Source organism: Paenibacillus sp. FSL K6-2524 (assembly GCF_038005525.1).
Lineage (GTDB): Bacteria > Bacillota > Bacilli > Paenibacillales > Paenibacillaceae > Fontibacillus > Fontibacillus anaericanus.
In genome coordinates this window covers 4,175,745-4,192,029 of sequence record NZ_JBBOSP010000001.1, presented here as the reverse complement: position 1 = coordinate 4,192,029, position 16,285 = coordinate 4,175,745, and the positions used below count along the sequence as shown (strand labels likewise).

Below are 16,285 nucleotides of genomic sequence, written 5' to 3'. Positions count from 1 at the left end.
TTTGATCTACTCTATGGGGGTACTAGAATGAAGCTGGATCTACGTAAAGCATGGGACAATAATGTTCTAGTCGGCGATGGAGCTATGGGCACCTATTTATATCAACTGGGGTTTCCTGTCGGCATTTCATTTGAAGAATTTAATTTGGTGCGCCCGGAAGTAATCGGTGACGTACACCGCCATTATATAGAGGCTGGCGCTCAACTTATTGAGACGAATACCTTTTCTGCAAACTTTAACAAGCTCTCTAAGTTTGGTCTGGAATCAAAGGTTGAGGAAATAAACCGTGCTGCCGTACGAATCGCGAGAAAAGCTGCAGGAAGCAATGCTTATGTGGCAGGTGCAGTGGGTTCTATACGCGGGGGAAAACGTGCGGATGTATCTGTGCAGGAGCTCAGTAGATACTTTGAAGAGCAGATTTCGGCCCTGTTGACTGAAGGAGTAGACGCGCTTTTATTTGAGACCTTCTATGATCTTGAAGAAATGAGAATAGCACTCCAAAAAGCACGAAAGTTAACGGATATTCCGGCGATTTGTCAATTTGCTGTAGATCAAGTAGGTCGGACATTGGATGGATACAGTATAACGGAAGCTTTCGGAACACTTCGTCAGGAAGGAGCAGACGTCTTCGGTTTTAACTGTCATTCCGGTCCGAAGGGTATTATGAACGTGATGAATATGTTGGATGGCCCACTAAATATTCCACTCTCGGTATTTCCGAATGCAGGTCTAGCTGATTATGTGGATGGCGAGTATATATATGGAGCGACACCAAAATATTTTGGCGATTGTGCCCTTTCATTTGCAGATTTAGGGGCGCGTCTTATTGGGGGTTGCTGTGGAACGACGCCAGAACATATAGCAGCCATTTCACAGGCACTACAGAAATACGTTCCTCGTCCTCTATCTGAAGGAAGAGAGTTACCATTGACTCAAGCATCTATTGTGATTGCTGAACGGGAGCAAATATCCAATAATGAAGCTTCTATTGATCAAAGTACAGATGTTCCAAGTATTGTTGAGATGGTAAAAGATCGGCATACTGTTATTGTAGAGCTTGATCCACCCCGGGATCTGGATATCGCTAAGTTCATGAAGGGCGCTGCTGCCCTCAAAGAAGCAGGAATTGATGCATTAACACTAGCAGACAATTCACTAGCAGTTACAAGAATGAGCAACATGGCGCTAGGGCATCTTGTTCAATCCCAGCTTGGCATTCGTCCACTTATTCATATTGCTTGTCGCGATCGTAATTTAATTGGCACGCAGTCACATATGATGGGATTTGATGCGTTAGGCATTGATCACGTTCTTGCAGTAACGGGAGATCCGGCTCGGTTTGGGGATTTACCAGGGGCTAGTTCTGTATACGACTTGACTTCATTTGAAATTATTCGGATGATCAAACAGTTGAATGAAGGTGTAGGATTCTCTGGCAAACCACTCAAACAAAAGGCGAAATTTGTGGTGGGTGCTGCTTTTAACCCTAATGTGAAGTATTTACACAAAGCGGTGGAACGACTAGAAAAGAAGATTGCTTCGGGTGCGGATTATATTATGACACAACCTGTGTATGATCCAGAATTAATTGTTGCGGTCAAAGAAGCAACCGCACATCTCGATATTCCGATCTTTATCGGGATCATGCCGCTCGCTAGTGGTAAGAACGCGGAGTATCTTCATAATGAGGTGCCTGGTATTCAACTTCCAGAGGTTATCCGTAATCGGATAGCGGGTTTACAGGGTGCTGAAGGGCGTCAAATGGGTGTGGAAATCGCCAAAGAATTGCTTGATACGGCAATGGAGCATTTCAATGGGATCTATCTGATGACACCGTTTATGTTCTATGAAATGAATGTCGCTTTAATGAATTATATTACTGAGAAGTCAAAACGCAGCGTGTCCCACTTGTCTCACTCATAATTATCAATTACAATAGTATAACGGATGTGATGTATTTGACTCACAGTATGACTGGATACGGTAGTTCCGCCAAACATTACGGCGGTTTCGTCATTCAAATAGAAATAAAATCCGTCAACCACCGGTACGCCGAAGTTGTTCTTCGGATGCCTCGGGAATGGACCTGTTACGAAGACGGACTAAGGCGCCTGGTTCAGCGTCATGTTAAACGTGGACGGATTGATGTATATATCAGCAGAGAGCGAGATAGTGAGAACTCCTCACCATACGTGCTGAACTCTTCCGTAGTGGAAGCTTACTTACACGCTGCTGAAGAGCTTGGGGCTAAATATGGTGCCAATACTCAATTGAGTGCTAAGGATTTACTTGCTTTACCGGACGTTCTGTCTGTTCCCGATCCTTCATCGGATAGTAGTGATACTGGCGAGGAATGGGAGAATGTGTTGAGTGAAGGGGTAGACGAGGCACTTGCTGGATTGCTGCGAATGCGGGAGCAGGAAGGTCTACACTTGATTGCTGATTTGGAGAACCGCTTATCTAATCTTGAAGGAATTCATGCTGAACTGCTGGAATTGGCCCCAGAGGTTGTGAAAGATTATCGCAACCGCCTAAAAGGCCGTCTTGCGGAACTGTTAGAGGGGACTACCCTCGACGAGCAGAGATTCGCGATGGAAGTGGCGCTTTTTGCGGATCGTTCCAATATTGATGAAGAGCTTATTCGATTAAAGAGTCACTTTGAGCAGTGCCGCGGACTTCTTCAGTCCCGTGAGCCAGTTGGACGTAAATTAGATTTTTTGATACAAGAAATGAATCGGGAAACCAATACGATTGGATCTAAAGCCAATCATTTGGCTCTAGTCAACCGTGTCGTCGAAATGAAAGCGGAACTGGAGAAAATTCGTGAGCAGGCGGCGAATATTGAATAACGTTCATTTCTATGTTTTGACGCTGGTTAGTCAAGTAAATTAGGGGGAACAACCTGAACATGGCAATTAAACTTATTAACATTGGATTCGGAAATATCGTATCGGCCAACCGCATCATTTCTATTGTAAGTCCGGAATCGGCTCCGATTAAACGGATCATACAGGAAGCTAGAGACAGGCACATGCTGATCGATGCTACTTACGGTCGCCGTACGCGTGCTGTAATTATTACAGACAGTGATCACGTCATTCTTTCGGCTGTACAGCCGGAGACTGTCGCTCATCGTCTGTCCACCAAAGATGACGACAACGACGAATAAGATGGAGAGAGCTATGGCAAAAGGATTATTAATTGTATTATCGGGACCTTCGGGTGTCGGCAAAGGGACGGTATGTAATGAACTGCGAACCCGGATGCCGGACCTCGTATATTCCGTATCTGCAACATCGCGTCAACCCCGGTTGGGAGAAGAACATGGGGTGAATTATTTCTTTAAGAGTCGGGAACAGTTTCTTGAAATGATTGAGAACGATCAGCTCTTGGAATATGCGGAGTATGTCGGGAATTATTACGGCACGCCTCGTGATTTCGTGGAGCAGACGCTCGAAGAGGGCAAGGATATCATTCTAGAAATTGAAGTTCAGGGCGCACTTAAAGTCAAAGAGAAGTTCAAAGAAGGAATATTCGTATTTCTTCTACCACCTTCACTGGATGAGTTGAAAGGCCGCATTCAAGGACGTGGAACAGAGAGTCAAGCGACGATCGATAATCGGATGTCGGTTGCAGCCCAAGAGATTGGGTTGATAGAGAATTATGATTACGCCGTTGTGAATGATGAAATTGATCTTGCCTGCAAAAGAATAGAATCCATCATCATCGCCGAACATTGTAAGGTAAGAAAATAATTGTTGGTGAATGAGCCCAATAAGAAGAGGTGTAATGAATGCTATATCCATCCATTGATAAGATGCTAGATAAAGTTGGTAGTAAATATTCGTTAGTTGTGGCGGCTTCCCGTAGAGCAAGACAGCTTAGAGAAGGCGAGAAGAGCGAACTGAAACAAGGTAAATCCTATAAGCAAGTTGGGATTGCACTAGAAGAAATTTATGGCGACCATGTTAAGATCAAGAGAGATGCACACGGACAGCCACTTATAGACGAAGAGGAATAAATCAGCGGCCTCCGGGCTGCTTCAAGACAACCGTGAGGTTGTTATTTTTTTCTGGTTATATCCATTTGGAAGAAAAGCGAGGGGATACCGATGTTAACTGGCAAGAAAATTTTGCTTGGCATCACCGGAGGGATTGCCGCCTTTAAGGCTGCGTCCTTATGTAGCAAACTAGTGCAACAGGGGGCTGAAGTCAGGGTAATTATGACTAAATCCGCGACTAAGTTTGTTACAGAGCTAACGCTGCAGGCGCTATCCAAGAACCCTGTATATACGGACATCTTCGATGAGAAGAATCCCGCTGCTATCGCTCATATTGATTTAGCTGATTGGGCCGATCTTGTTCTGGTAGCCCCAGCCACGGCTAATATCATTGGGAAAATGACAGCGGGTATAGCCGATGATATGTTGTCGACAACTTTGCTTGCTACTCAATCACCAATTATGCTATCTCCAGCTATGAATGTACATATGTATGTACACCCGGCAGTAACCCGGAATCTGGCAGAATTAGTATCGCGCGGTGTGATGATGATCGAGCCGGGGGAAGGGTTGCTGGCGTGTGGTTATACGGGAAAAGGAAGGATGGAGGAGCCTGAGACCATCGTGTCGGTTGTTACGGCTTACTTTAATCGTCTAGAGAAAGTGTCCCATAAACCTCTTGCAGGTAAAAAGGTAGTTGTTACTGCTGGGGGGACAATAGAGCGCATCGATCCTGTTCGATTCATTACCAACGATTCCTCAGGCAAGATGGGTTTTGCTGTTGCTCGTGCAGCGCAACAACTTGGAGCAGATGTAGTTATTATTGCTGGCAATACGCAAGCTTCACCACCTCCAGGTATTGCGATTACACATGTGGAATCAGCAATTGATATGTTCGAAGCGGTAAGTGCTTTATGGGAAGATACCGATATATTGGTCAAAGCTGCTGCTGTGGCTGATTATCGTCCGAAGGAACGCGCTGCACAGAAGATGAAGAAGTCCGGTGATACCATGACATTGGAACTTGTTAAAAATATCGATATCCTTGAAACTTTAGGCCATAAGAAGTCATCTCAGTTTCTAATCGGCTTTGCTGCTGAGACGGATAATCTTGAGAAATACGCGATGGATAAGCTTCGTCGTAAAAATTGCGATCTGCTGATTGGTAATGATGTAACTGCTATGGGCGCTGGGTTTGGTTCCGATACGAATGTGGTTCACATCTATGATACAAACGGCCTTGCCTTATCTCTGCCTGTCCTGTCCAAGGAGGAAGTGGGCCTGAGAATTTTGGAATGTGCAGTTGATCGAATCGCAGGAAGTTCTGAATGATGTACAGAATGGCTAAAGTTATAGTTGATGTGCCGAGCCGGGAAACCGACCGGCCTTTTGACTATTTGATCCCGGAATCGATGTCAGAATGGATCGAAGTTGGAAGCCGGGTAGGTGTTCCTTTCGGACGTAGGACTGTTCAAGGGTTCGTGGTGTCCCTACATGAAGAGCCAGAAATGGACAAGTCTAGGATGAAGCCGATTCAGGAATTGCTAGATTTGCTTCCACCGCTTCCGCATGACCTAGTAGAACTTGCGGCATGGATGAGTAAAAAGTATGCGTGCAGCATGATTTCTACGCTACAGTTGATGATACCGGCTGCACTTAAAGGAAAAGCGGAAAGATATATTCATTTGAATGAAGACAATGAAGTATCAGGGGAGCTTGATGAGGGCGCCTTGTTTGCTTTGCCATCAGTGCTGAGTAGAGAAGAAGAAGAAATTATCTCTTACTTGAGGTCCTCTGGACCGGTGACGATGTCTCATCTGAGCTTGCGTTATCCCGCACATTCTAAGCTGATCAAGGGACTTCTAGGTAACGGTATTTTGTCCGAGAGTCAAAGTATTAAGGATAAAATTCGTAAAAAGACGATAAAAACTGTCGCAGCCACTGTTAGTGGAGAGGAAGCGGAGATCGCTCTAGCCTCTTTTGGGGCTCAGGCTCGTCGTCAAAAGGAAGTTCTGAATTTTCTGTTAGAAGTAGGCGTTACGCTATCGCTTCAAGAAGTACTCTCTACACTTCAAGTCACTGCGGGTACGGTGAAGAAGCTAGTTGAGAAAGGTTATGCCGTTATAGAGGATGTGGAAGTATTCCGTGATCCTTATCAAGATCGGCATTTCAAAGGAACCGTGCCGCTAGAGCGGACTCCTGAACAAGATTATGTGTATAATGCACTCATCAATACGTTGAACAAGCGGACTAACGATGTGTTTTTACTGCATGGGATAACAGGGAGTGGGAAGACGGAAGTATATCTGCAGACGATCGAACGCTGCATTTCTATGGGACACCAGGCCATCGTTCTAGTCCCTGAGATTTCACTTACACCGCAAATGGTGGAGCGTTTTAAAGGTCGTTTTGGTGCTAAAGTTGCAGTCATGCACAGTCGTCTCTCAACCGGTGAACGTTATGATGAATGGCGCAAGATCCGCGAAGGACGTGTAGAGGTGGCGATTGGTGCCAGATCTGCAGTGTTTGCTCCATTTAAGGATTTAGGCTTGATTGTTATGGACGAAGAGCATGAGACATCCTATAAGCAGGAAGAAACACCTAAATATCATACACGAGATGTAGCAGTACGACGTGCGCAGCAGCATGGAGCTGCTGTTATTCTTGGATCGGCTACACCATCGCTTGAGAGCTATTATGCCGCCCGTTCAAAGTCGGATGATAATTTCGCGCCTATTTTATTAGAAATGAATCAACGGGCATCCGGTAGTTCGCTGCCTGGGGTTCATATTGTGGATATGCGGGAAGAACTGAAGGAAGGCAACCGCTCCATGTTTAGCAGAGCTTTACATAGTGGTATTGCTTCACGCCTAGAACGCGGTGAACAAACGGTGCTTTTGCTTAACCGCCGTGGTCACTCTACGTTTGTTATGTGCCGGAGTTGCGGGTATGTGGCAGGGTGTTCTGAATGTGATATTTCATTGACTTATCATCAGAAGTCCAATAATTTACGCTGTCACTATTGTGGTTATTCGGCTCCAGCTCCTTCTATTTGCCCCGAATGTGGTAGCGAACATATCCGTTATTTTGGGACAGGAACTCAGCGAGTCGAAGGAGAACTAAGTAAGCTATTTCCAGGTATTCGTGTGATTCGTATGGACGTTGATACAACAAGCGAGAAGGGTTCCCACGAGAAATTGCTACAAGCTTTCCGTGAGAAAAAAGGGGATGTCTTGCTTGGCACGCAAATGGTTGCCAAAGGTTTGGATTTTCCTGATGTGACGCTGGTTGGTGTTATCGCCGCGGATACAGCGCTGAATTTCCCTGATTTCCGTTCAGCGGAGAAAACCTTTCAACTCCTCACTCAGGTCGCGGGCCGTGCAGGCCGCCATCAGCTTCCTGGTGAAGTAGTTATACAATCTTACGTACCAGATCACTATTCAATTGTTCATGCGAGTGGCCACGATTATAATTCTTTTGTGCGAGAAGAGCTTAACCATCGGAAGGCGTTACATTATCCGCCATACAGCCGTTTGATTCTAGTGACAATGTCGCATGAGAAGCTGCCTCTACTCCTACGGATGGCAGAAAATTTCGTTGTTGAACTAAAGGGGAAGGCCCAAAAGCATGGCTGGTATGGTAGTCTGGATAGATTTATGCCGGAGGCGCTGGACATTCTTGGTCCAGTGGCATCTCCAATGCCACGGATCAAGAACCGTTACCGATTCCAATGTATGGTGAAATATCGCGGGAATATAGATGCGGTTAGTCTCGTTAGGGAGACAGCGTCTGCCACTGTGGATAATTTACGAGATGCTTCGTTGCAAATCAGTATTGATGTGGATCCGCAGATGTTGATGTAGGGGGATCCCATCCCGCCCAAACCAGTGATCCCATCCCACCCAAACCCTCCCTTATCGTAAGGGAGGGCCCCAAGGGCTCCGCCCTCTGGACTCCCGCTTAAGGAACGTGGGAGTGTAAGAGGCGCTCCTGCATCGCTGTCCCCTTTGGGGGATGCGCTTTTGGTTGGTGTGTGGCACGCTTTTCCCCTTCGGGTACGTCTTACTTTGGGCGCACCCGAGTTACCATGGGAAACATGCTGCGGAATGCTTCGACGGTTGATGCACCAGGGAAGGTGATTGCTGGTTGAGCCGCTTTCGCCCTGACGGGCACGCTCCACTTCTGGTGCTCCTGCTACTTCTAAGCATTCGGGTGAAGGCTGTCCCCTTCGGGGATGCGCTGGTACTGCGGATAAAGAGCGCTGTCCCTACGGGATACGCTAGGTTGGAGCGTGAGGATGGGGATGCGCGGGACTGATTTTCGAGTGTGTGTTAGTATATAGTCAAAGATCGAGGGATTGGCATATATTTTATATAATTACATGTGTTAAGGGGTGGCCGATATGGCGATACGGATTATTGTAATTGAACCGGATGAAGTATTGCATCAGATTGCGAAGGAAGTTAAGAAGGTTACACCGAATATACAGAAGCTGCTGACTGATATGGCGGATACGATGTATGATGCGGAGGGAGTGGGATTGGCTGCTCCACAGATCGGTATTTTGAAACGGGTTATTGTGGTGGATGTAGGCGACGAGAATGGGTTGATTGAGCTTGTTAATCCAGAGATTGTATCGATGGAAGGCGAGCAATTTGGGCCAGAGGGTTGTCTCAGTATTCCGAATTTGCGGGGCGATGTGCGTAGGGCGCTGACGGTTACGGTAAAAGGATTGGACCGTAATGGTAACGAGGTGACTTACACAGGAAGTGAGTTGCTAGCAAGAGCTTTTCAGCATGAGGTCGATCATCTAAACGGTGTCCTCTATACGGACATTGCTGAACGAGTTTATGAAATTACATCTGAAGGTGAAGAGAAGGAGTGACTTCTTCGATGAATATTGTATTTATGGGAACCCCGGAATTCGCGGTTCCTTCTTTAGAAAGTTTGCTAAAGGAAGGTTACAACGTGGTAGGCGTTGTGACTCAACCGGATCGTCCGCAAGGGCGTAAAAAAGTGCTAACTCCAACACCTGTCAAGGAAGCCGCGTTAAAACATGGTCTTCCCGTATTACAGCCGCAGCGCATGCGTTCTCCAGAAGCAGTGGAGGAGTTGGCTGCACTGAAACCGGATCTTATTGTAACGGCAGCATATGGTCAGATTTTGCCTAAAGCGGTACTTGATCTGCCACAGTATGGTTGCCTTAACATTCATGGATCATTGCTTCCGAAGTACCGAGGCGGCGCCCCTATTCAACGCTCCATTATCAACGGAGAGAAGGAAACGGGGATTACGCTTATGTATATGGCAGAAGGTCTGGATACGGGCGATATGATTGCTAAATCTGTTGTTCCGATTGAGGACGAGGATACGTCTGGTTCTGTTTTTGAAAAGCTAAGCGTGGCTGGTGCCAAACTGTTGCTGGAACAACTACCATTAATTATTGCTGGAACGGCAGATCGGATTCCGCAGAACCATGAGGAATCTACATATGCGTCCAACTTATCTCGCGATGACGAGCGAATTGTTTGGACAGCCTCATCGCGTGAGATTTTTAATCGTGTGAGAGGATTAGTTCCTTTTGCTGGTGGGTTTACGATATGGAACGATGAAGTATTTAAGGTTTGGGCGGTAGCCAATCCTTCTGAGGTGTTAGCTTCTGCGGCATCTGGACAAGCTCCCGGTACAGTCTTGGATTTGTCGGAGCGTGGGATTGAAGTCAAGACAGGGGACGGCAGTGTCCTGTTAACCCGGGTTCAACCGGCAGGTAAAAAAGCAATGGAAGCAACTGAATTTATCCGCGGTGGTGTGATGAAGAAAGGCACGGTATTGTCATGAGTAATGGTAAAAGCGTTAATTCTGGAGGCGGAAACCGTGATCGTGGCGGGGTGAAGCCTCAGCAGAGCCGGGGTAACTCGAATTCAAAAGGGAACTCGAAACCATCAGCACGGGATACAGCGCTTCAAGTGTTAACTGGGGTTGAGCAAGAAAGTGCATATAGTAACTTTTTGTTAAACGGGGCTTTGCAAAAGTCTGGATTATCAGGGCCGGATGCTGGACTGGCCACGGAGCTTGTATACGGCACGATTTCACGTCTGAATACGATTGATTATTTGCTTGAGCCGTTTGTGTCAAAGGGACTTGGCAAGCTGCAACCCTGGGTGCGAAATTTATTGCGCCTAAGTTTCTATCAGTTGTATTATTTGGACCGGATTCCCCCGCATGCAGCGGTTAATGAAGCAGTTAATATAGCGAAAAAGCGTGGACATCAAGGAATTTCTGGAATGGTCAATGGAGTACTTCGTAGTGTGCTGAGAAGCAAGGATGAATTGAAGCTTCCTGATCATTTATCGCCAGTGGCACGGATTTCACTCCAACATTCACATCCTGAATGGCTTGTGTCCCGCTGGATTGAACAATATGGAGTAGAAACTGCTGAAGCCATCTGTGAGGGAAACAATGAGCCTCCTTCGGTTAGTGTAAGAGTGAATACTTCACGGATTAGCCGAGATGAACTACTGAAGCAAATGGAAGATCAAGGTTTGAATGTGTCTGAGTCTCGGGTATCACTAGATGGTATCATCGTTAATAGCGGTGGGAATATGGCTTTGAGCTCTTGGTACCGGGACGGTTTGTTGTCCGTACAGGATGAAAGTTCAATGCTCGTGGCTCATGCTGTGAATCCACAACCTGGTATGTCCATATTGGATTGTTGTGCGGCTCCTGGTGGGAAGACTTGTCATATTGCCGAAAAGCTAGATGGTAGCGGCAAGGTTATCGCGAACGACATTCATCCTCACAAAGCCAAGCTGATTGAAGATCAGGCGAAGCGACTGGGATTGGGCAATGTAGACACATTATCGGAGGATGCAGCAAAATTGGCCGAGCGGTTTCCGGCGGAATCTTTTGATCGTGTTCTGCTTGATGCTCCATGTTCAGGACTTGGAGTTATTCGCCGCAAACCTGATCTGAAGTGGGCTAAGACCCCAGAAGATATTTCTGAAATCAGGGGAATTCAGACGGAGTTGTTAGATGAGGTATGTGGTTTGCTCAAACCAGGGGGAATATTGGTCTACAGCACATGTACGATTGAACCTCAGGAGAACAGTGAAATGGTGCAGCAGTTTTTGAACCGTCATCCTGAATTTGAAATTGCACAAGATGATTCTAGCGTTTTTCAAGGTTTAAATGAGGCTGGCGCTAGAGAAAAGGTCGGTCTGCAAATATTGCCACAGGATTATCATTCAGATGGTTTTTATATTGCTCGCTTGTTAAAGCGTGAGAGCAGTAAATAAATATTTATTCCTCGCGAGCTATTTACGAACGGGGATATAATGTTATAAAATGGAAAACAGGTGAAGCACACCTCACAATCGTTATGCGATTGACGAGGTGTGTCTTTTTTATGTTTATTTTTCCTTATTTTATCAAATAAGTAATTGTGAAGGAGGTCACAAACCTCATTTTAGCGAAATAAGTAGGAATACATAAGAGCCACTCAACATTATCCGACAAAAGAGAGCGTATAGACGAGCATAGGACAATAGAGTTCATAAAAATATGGGAGAGTGATTTTAAATGAAAAAGCGAATCGTAAGTTGGTTATTGGTTGCTATTCTGTTGGTTGGATTTACAAATGGGACTAGTGCTGAACAAGCGGTGGAAACAACAACAGAGGCAGCGGCAGATAGTCAGACTTCGTTCACGGATGTGAAAATAGATCATTGGGCTAAGCGTGATACTGAACAAGCCATAGGAAAGGGCTATGTGGCCGGGTACCCCGGTGGATTATTCAAACCAGACCAACCCATTAAACGCGATGAATTTGTAAAAATGGTCGTGACAGCATTAGGATTACCGGTTGAAACTGGGATAGGCGCATGGTACGAGCCTTATGTAAAAATAGCTGGGGATAACAAACTCTATGATGTTTCAGATTTTACGAATAACGATAAAGAATGGAATACCAATATCACACGGCAGGAAATGGCTCGAATTGCGGTTCGTGCAACAGGCGCTAGCACAAACGAAGATACAAAATGGATGTACCTTGCAACAAAAGCAGGACTGATTACAGGCTTGGGTAAAGGAGAACTAGGAGAGGACAAAACCACGACCCGTGCCCAGTCTGTAACGATCATCGAACGGATCTTGACAGTGAAGGACGGTGGTACACTTCCAGTTGATAAATACGCAGTAGGAAGCGCAGAAATTGCATGGCATGGAACGAACATCTTTACCGTGATGCCGGAAATTTATGTAACGGATGAAGCGGATTATGCAGGGAAGACAATTGAAGAATTATGGCGTCAGGATCGGATGGTAGTGGAGACCAAAGACGGAAACTATAAAGGTGTATTAGAAGCTCTGATTGCAATTGATCTAGAAGATCCAAATGACCCCAACTTGAAGTTACTACCACCGTTGAGTGAATTGAAATGGTTTAATTTATCAGGGGTGGATGATGGAGTGCCTATGGAACAGCATTTTGTGAAAGATAAATTGAAAAGCTATCTTCTCTACCGTAAAGGCAAAGAAATTTATAATAAAGATTCTAATAGATACGGTACTAGTCCTTTTGGTCCTTCGGTAATGCTAGGTGGGATGAACGCAGTAGAAATTACAGATATGAGGACTAAAGGTGAGTTGAATATGTCAGCAATTGTATATCTCAAGAAGCTATATGATTTGCCCGTCACAATTGTTCCTAAAATGGGATGGGTTCAAAGGAAAGATAGATTAGAAATAGAAATTCATGCTCCTAATAAAAGCGCTGCGGGGAAACAATCCAATATTTTACTCGATGTAAAAGGACCAAAGTATGATGAATAATTAATGCGAATTTGCTCAATGTTAGGAAGTGAGTAAAATTGAATTTATTAAAAAAGGGAAAATTGTTTTTAGTAGCTGTTTTATTAGCCCCATCATGTTTAGCGACATATTTCCCAAACGTGTCTGCTGCGGAAGAGTTGTCTCTTCCGCAGAAAGAAATCCCCTTTGGTTTAAGTGATGAAGATATATTGAAAGGCTACCAATCCATTTTTATGAAAACGAAAGAGTTATCCGCAACATTAAGCGAGGATGTGGGAGCAGGGAAATACATTACTAAGATTGAGTTTCTTAAGGGTTCAGAGATTGTTAAAACGGAAACCGTAGAATCGCAGAAGTTCAATAAGGAGGTTACCTTTGCCGGGGAGAAAGTCCTTGTTGTTTCTAAAGATAATGAATCTCCGTCCGGAGCGACGATTGCGTTCCAACGAGGATCTTCAGAGACAGCGTGGACCATGAGCACCTCACACAGTGAGCATTGGCCTATGGGGTCTGTTGTGCCTGAAAAAACTCCGGGCACTGATTGGGATGCTTATCCGGGTTCTTTAATCTTACATAAAGGGATATTCGGAAGATCGGTTCCCTATAAGAGTGAGCTATATCCGGATATAGGAAACTTCAAAACGAAAGTGTTAGATGATAATGCGAATGTGTTGAAAAAATTAAACAATACTGAAGAAGGGGCCATAGATAACATATCAGTGATGTTTGATAGAGAAGATATTGAGTTTGCGCTAGGAAAAGGAAAAACAGATGATTCTACAAGTGTAGTGAAACTTGAAGTCACAGATGTGGATAACGCTGATATTTTCTTCACACAAAACTATGATCATGTTGGTTATTACAAAAAACTACCAGCGGGTAACGCAGCTATGATGTATTATCTTTCATCCTATATGTACACACTCAAAACCTACACCTATCGCTATCCTGATCGGATGAAGATCTATTATAAAGTTGGAGATCCGGAGTGTGGCGAAGGTGGTTGTGGACCCGATCCAGGCGAAACAGATCCACCTGATCCCAGCGGGGTAGAATGCACAGAACCTTCACCTGGGCGCACTATGCAAGGACAAGATATGAACCCCAATGTTAGTGCAGTTATTGAAGCGGATAGGCGGGGAAGCGAAGCGTTCAATGTTTTGCAGGGAATCCCTACGTCTGACAGTATCTATGGAAATGTATGGACTAAAAATTACTTGCACAATTATGAATATCAAGAACAGATCGGGAAGTGTATATTTACGGTGAATGTGTTGGTTCTCCCACCACCTCCAGATCCAAATGCTCCTTTACCTACTCCTACGCCAACTCCAGAACCAGGAGGTGAAGGGGAGACTGAACCTGAAGGTAGTACCGTCTCTGTTGAAGTCGAGAAAGAATATTCGTTTTGGACGATTGAAGATGTAAAAGTCTATAAGATCAATGAAGCTGCTCTGTGGAATTATGCGTTTGACAGTGGAGGAATACGAATACAGCCAGTTGGATACAACACGCCGTATTATAACATTACATCGACGAGTGGATACGAACCGGACGAAATTCCAGAAGATTTGGAAGTTCCCTTTGATCAAGACCCACAGGAAGCCGCGGAAAATGCCGTTAGTGTTACCGTGAACAATGATACATTTACGTTCTTTAATGACACTTTAATGGATGGAGGATATAGATCTAACACAGCACCTACGCCTTCAGTCATCCCTAACGCTTCAATTATTGGAGATAATGTGCTGTATAAGCCTAACAACGTTATACCAATCAGTAAGACGAATAAGGCAGACCAGCAGAGCACAGGTACGATATATTATGGTCAGGTGAATGGTTCTTCAACTTTGAACTATCCTATCTATGGGATCAATTGGGTTACCGTACATACACCAGTCGTCATTTATCCAGATGTGTCCGATGACACAGCACATAACCAGAAGACAAAGCCAGCCGCGGGACGCTCCGCAATCATTCTCGACCGTCCATTTACAGTGGATATGCCTAACAATGGTCAGCATACGAACTATCTTGGATATGGAAATCGCAACTATCTCCAGTACATTGGCAGTAAACATGTGAGGTTCCCTTTTGATGTATATGACGGAACAAAGACTATCTTTTATACCAAGAATACCTGGATTGAAGTGGAGAAATCTCAAGAGACTTTCACGTATTTCCTTCCGGTGTGGGTGGATGAAGGATTCTATGATGTTGAGTTCAAGACGATTGCGCATAATGCTCCTTCTGGGGCATCGCAACAGACGAACGCCAACCTCAATTTAACTAACCATATCGCTTATGATACGGTGCCAGTGGATGTCATCGGACGGGTATATGATTTCCGAGTTACGGATATCGCTGATTATAACTGGGAAACGGTATTTCGTACGGCTAAGGGATTAGCGACCCCGACGGGGGCGTCCTATTGGGTTGGATTGGGGGACATCGACGGTGCGATGCGAGGTAACACGCAGAGGTATACATTGCCGATTCGGCCTGGCAGCCATCCACTTTACAAAAATGCTGTGATCAAGACGGGCTATCATTTCAAGTTTGACCTAAAAACCAAAGGAAATATGTTTGGTAAGCAGGATCAGATTACGATTAAGCCTAGCTTCTATTTCATTGATGCGAAAAATGGAAGTCGTACGAGTGTGGATCTTTACTATCATACGAGCAGCAAAAGTTACGTTAGGATCGGTTCATCACGTGATCAGGTTGAGAGATATGTCATTTTGAACGAGCGACTGCGGAATGTATCGAATGAAGAACTGACGGATACGGCGTTGTACAAATACGATCATTACTATACGTTTAGCCAGATCGTGGCAATCGGACGACCTCAGTTTGTAAATAAATATATTAACAAGACAACCAAATTAAAGACTTCGGTTGGTAATTTGAGTTTACTGCGGTTAACGGAAAGTATCCGTACTTTCATAGGCCCCAAAAAGGGAATTCCTGTGAGTGTGGCACCGGACCGAGTCAATGCATCTATACAAAAGTGGTATGGTGAATATAGCTTACCGGCTGATTTATATGCTGTTAAATCGGGTGTAAACGTGGCGGAATATGGAAGAACTCATAGTGGCTTGTCGGACAAATCTCCGATATTTCTGAAGGAGGGTTATATTGTCGTGAATTTTAACATCGAGACTGTAAGAGATGGAGAAGTGAACGCTCCGTACCTGCAGTATATCGATGCTCAACTAATGAATCAATGGACGCAGATGGAGGGATTTTCCCGCATTGTTAAGGATCCATATGGAGTGACACTAACCCTGATGGATGGGGATGTTGTCTTGTATGACGCAAATAGATCAAGTCGAGACGATTTCCGTTCTACGGTGACGCATTGATTGCATTTTCCGACTGTTTTCCGTATGATCTGACACTAACTGAGTATGCTATTTACGAATGATAATATGGAGAGGCCAAATTTGACGCTCATCATGAGTTGTTGATTTG

The 16,285-nt window shown here is 45.0% G+C and carries 13 protein-coding genes; all 13 read left to right on the top strand.

The features are described 5' to 3' along the window. Positions 1-27 precede the first annotated feature (27 nt). The 13 genes from NST85_RS19315 (at position 28) to NST85_RS19255 (ending at position 16,176) form a co-directional block, all read left to right on the top strand. A complete protein-coding gene (locus NST85_RS19315; protein WP_127191039.1) occupies positions 28-1,923 on the top strand; it encodes a bifunctional homocysteine S-methyltransferase/methylenetetrahydrofolate reductase in 1,896 nt (631 codons plus the stop codon). A gap of 35 nt (positions 1,924-1,958) precedes the next feature. Next, the gene (locus tag NST85_RS19310; protein WP_127191038.1) at positions 1,959-2,849 is read left to right on the top strand and encodes a YicC/YloC family endoribonuclease; all 891 of its coding nucleotides are present in this window, start codon (positions 1,959-1,961) and stop codon (positions 2,847-2,849) included. Positions 2,850-2,908: 59 nt separating this feature from the next. Then, on the top strand, positions 2,909-3,169 hold the full coding sequence (gene remA / locus NST85_RS19305) for an extracellular matrix/biofilm regulator RemA (protein ID WP_005548256.1): 261 nt from the start codon (positions 2,909-2,911) through the stop codon (positions 3,167-3,169). A gap of 13 nt (positions 3,170-3,182) precedes the next feature. After that, positions 3,183-3,755 (top strand): guanylate kinase, encoded by a 573-nt coding sequence (gene gmk / locus NST85_RS19300; RefSeq protein ID WP_127191037.1) that lies wholly within the window; start codon positions 3,183-3,185, stop codon positions 3,753-3,755. 38 nt (positions 3,756-3,793) lie between these two features. Continuing rightward, positions 3,794-4,021 carry a DNA-directed RNA polymerase subunit omega gene (gene rpoZ, locus NST85_RS19295; protein WP_127191036.1) on the top strand — a complete coding sequence of 76 codons (228 nt, stop codon included), beginning with the start codon at positions 3,794-3,796 and terminating at the stop codon, positions 4,019-4,021. Positions 4,022-4,111: 90 nt separating this feature from the next. Beyond that, positions 4,112-5,332: a bifunctional phosphopantothenoylcysteine decarboxylase/phosphopantothenate--cysteine ligase CoaBC gene (gene coaBC / locus NST85_RS19290; protein ID WP_127191035.1), complete on the top strand. Its 1,221-nt coding sequence runs from the start codon at positions 4,112-4,114 to the stop codon at positions 5,330-5,332. After that, on the top strand, positions 5,332-7,863 hold the full coding sequence (gene priA, locus NST85_RS19285) for a primosomal protein N' (protein ID WP_341191137.1): 2,532 nt from the start codon (positions 5,332-5,334) through the stop codon (positions 7,861-7,863). The genes coaBC and priA overlap by 1 nt, the downstream gene beginning before the upstream one ends. A 283-nt stretch (positions 7,864-8,146) precedes the next feature. Beyond that, positions 8,147-8,317, top strand: a complete 171-nt coding sequence (locus tag NST85_RS19280) for a hypothetical protein (protein ID WP_341190122.1) — start codon at positions 8,147-8,149, stop codon at positions 8,315-8,317. An 85-nt stretch (positions 8,318-8,402) separates the two neighbouring features. Beyond that, positions 8,403-8,885, top strand: coding sequence for a peptide deformylase (gene def, locus NST85_RS19275; RefSeq protein ID WP_341190121.1), 483 nt, complete (start codon positions 8,403-8,405; stop codon positions 8,883-8,885). A gap of 8 nt (positions 8,886-8,893) precedes the next feature. Further along, a complete protein-coding gene (fmt, locus tag NST85_RS19270; protein ID WP_341190120.1) occupies positions 8,894-9,838 on the top strand; it encodes a methionyl-tRNA formyltransferase in 945 nt (314 codons plus the stop codon). Next, positions 9,835-11,295: a 16S rRNA (cytosine(967)-C(5))-methyltransferase RsmB gene (gene rsmB / locus NST85_RS19265; RefSeq protein ID WP_341190119.1), complete on the top strand. Its 1,461-nt coding sequence runs from the start codon at positions 9,835-9,837 to the stop codon at positions 11,293-11,295. The genes fmt and rsmB overlap by 4 nt, the downstream gene beginning before the upstream one ends. A 283-nt stretch (positions 11,296-11,578) precedes the next feature. Next, positions 11,579-12,832, top strand: a complete 1,254-nt coding sequence (locus NST85_RS19260) for an S-layer homology domain-containing protein (RefSeq protein ID WP_341190118.1) — start codon at positions 11,579-11,581, stop codon at positions 12,830-12,832. A gap of 38 nt (positions 12,833-12,870) precedes the next feature. Then, positions 12,871-16,176 carry a DUF5704 domain-containing protein gene (locus NST85_RS19255; RefSeq protein ID WP_341190117.1) on the top strand — a complete coding sequence of 1,102 codons (3,306 nt, stop codon included), beginning with the start codon at positions 12,871-12,873 and terminating at the stop codon, positions 16,174-16,176. The last annotated feature ends 109 nt before the right edge of the window (positions 16,177-16,285 follow it).

Excerpts from the sequence above, each read along its gene's own strand:
- NST85_RS19260 (WP_341190118.1), top strand. The coding sequence starts at position 11,579 with ATGAAAAAGCGAATCGTAAGTTGGTTATTGGTTGCTATTCTGTTGGTT.
- NST85_RS19315 (WP_127191039.1), top strand. The coding sequence starts at position 28 with ATGAAGCTGGATCTACGTAAAGCATGGGACAATAATGTTCTAGTCGGC.
- gmk (WP_127191037.1), top strand. The coding sequence starts at position 3,183 with ATGGCAAAAGGATTATTAATTGTATTATCGGGACCTTCGGGTGTCGGC.
- fmt (WP_341190120.1), top strand. The coding sequence starts at position 8,894 with ATGAATATTGTATTTATGGGAACCCCGGAATTCGCGGTTCCTTCTTTA.
- rsmB (WP_341190119.1), top strand. The coding sequence starts at position 9,835 with ATGAGTAATGGTAAAAGCGTTAATTCTGGAGGCGGAAACCGTGATCGT.
- coaBC (WP_127191035.1), top strand. The coding sequence starts at position 4,112 with ATGTTAACTGGCAAGAAAATTTTGCTTGGCATCACCGGAGGGATTGCC.
- remA (WP_005548256.1), top strand. The coding sequence starts at position 2,909 with ATGGCAATTAAACTTATTAACATTGGATTCGGAAATATCGTATCGGCC.
- priA (WP_341191137.1), top strand. The coding sequence starts at position 5,332 with ATGTACAGAATGGCTAAAGTTATAGTTGATGTGCCGAGCCGGGAAACC.
- def (WP_341190121.1), top strand. The coding sequence starts at position 8,403 with ATGGCGATACGGATTATTGTAATTGAACCGGATGAAGTATTGCATCAG.
- rpoZ (WP_127191036.1), top strand. The coding sequence starts at position 3,794 with ATGCTATATCCATCCATTGATAAGATGCTAGATAAAGTTGGTAGTAAA.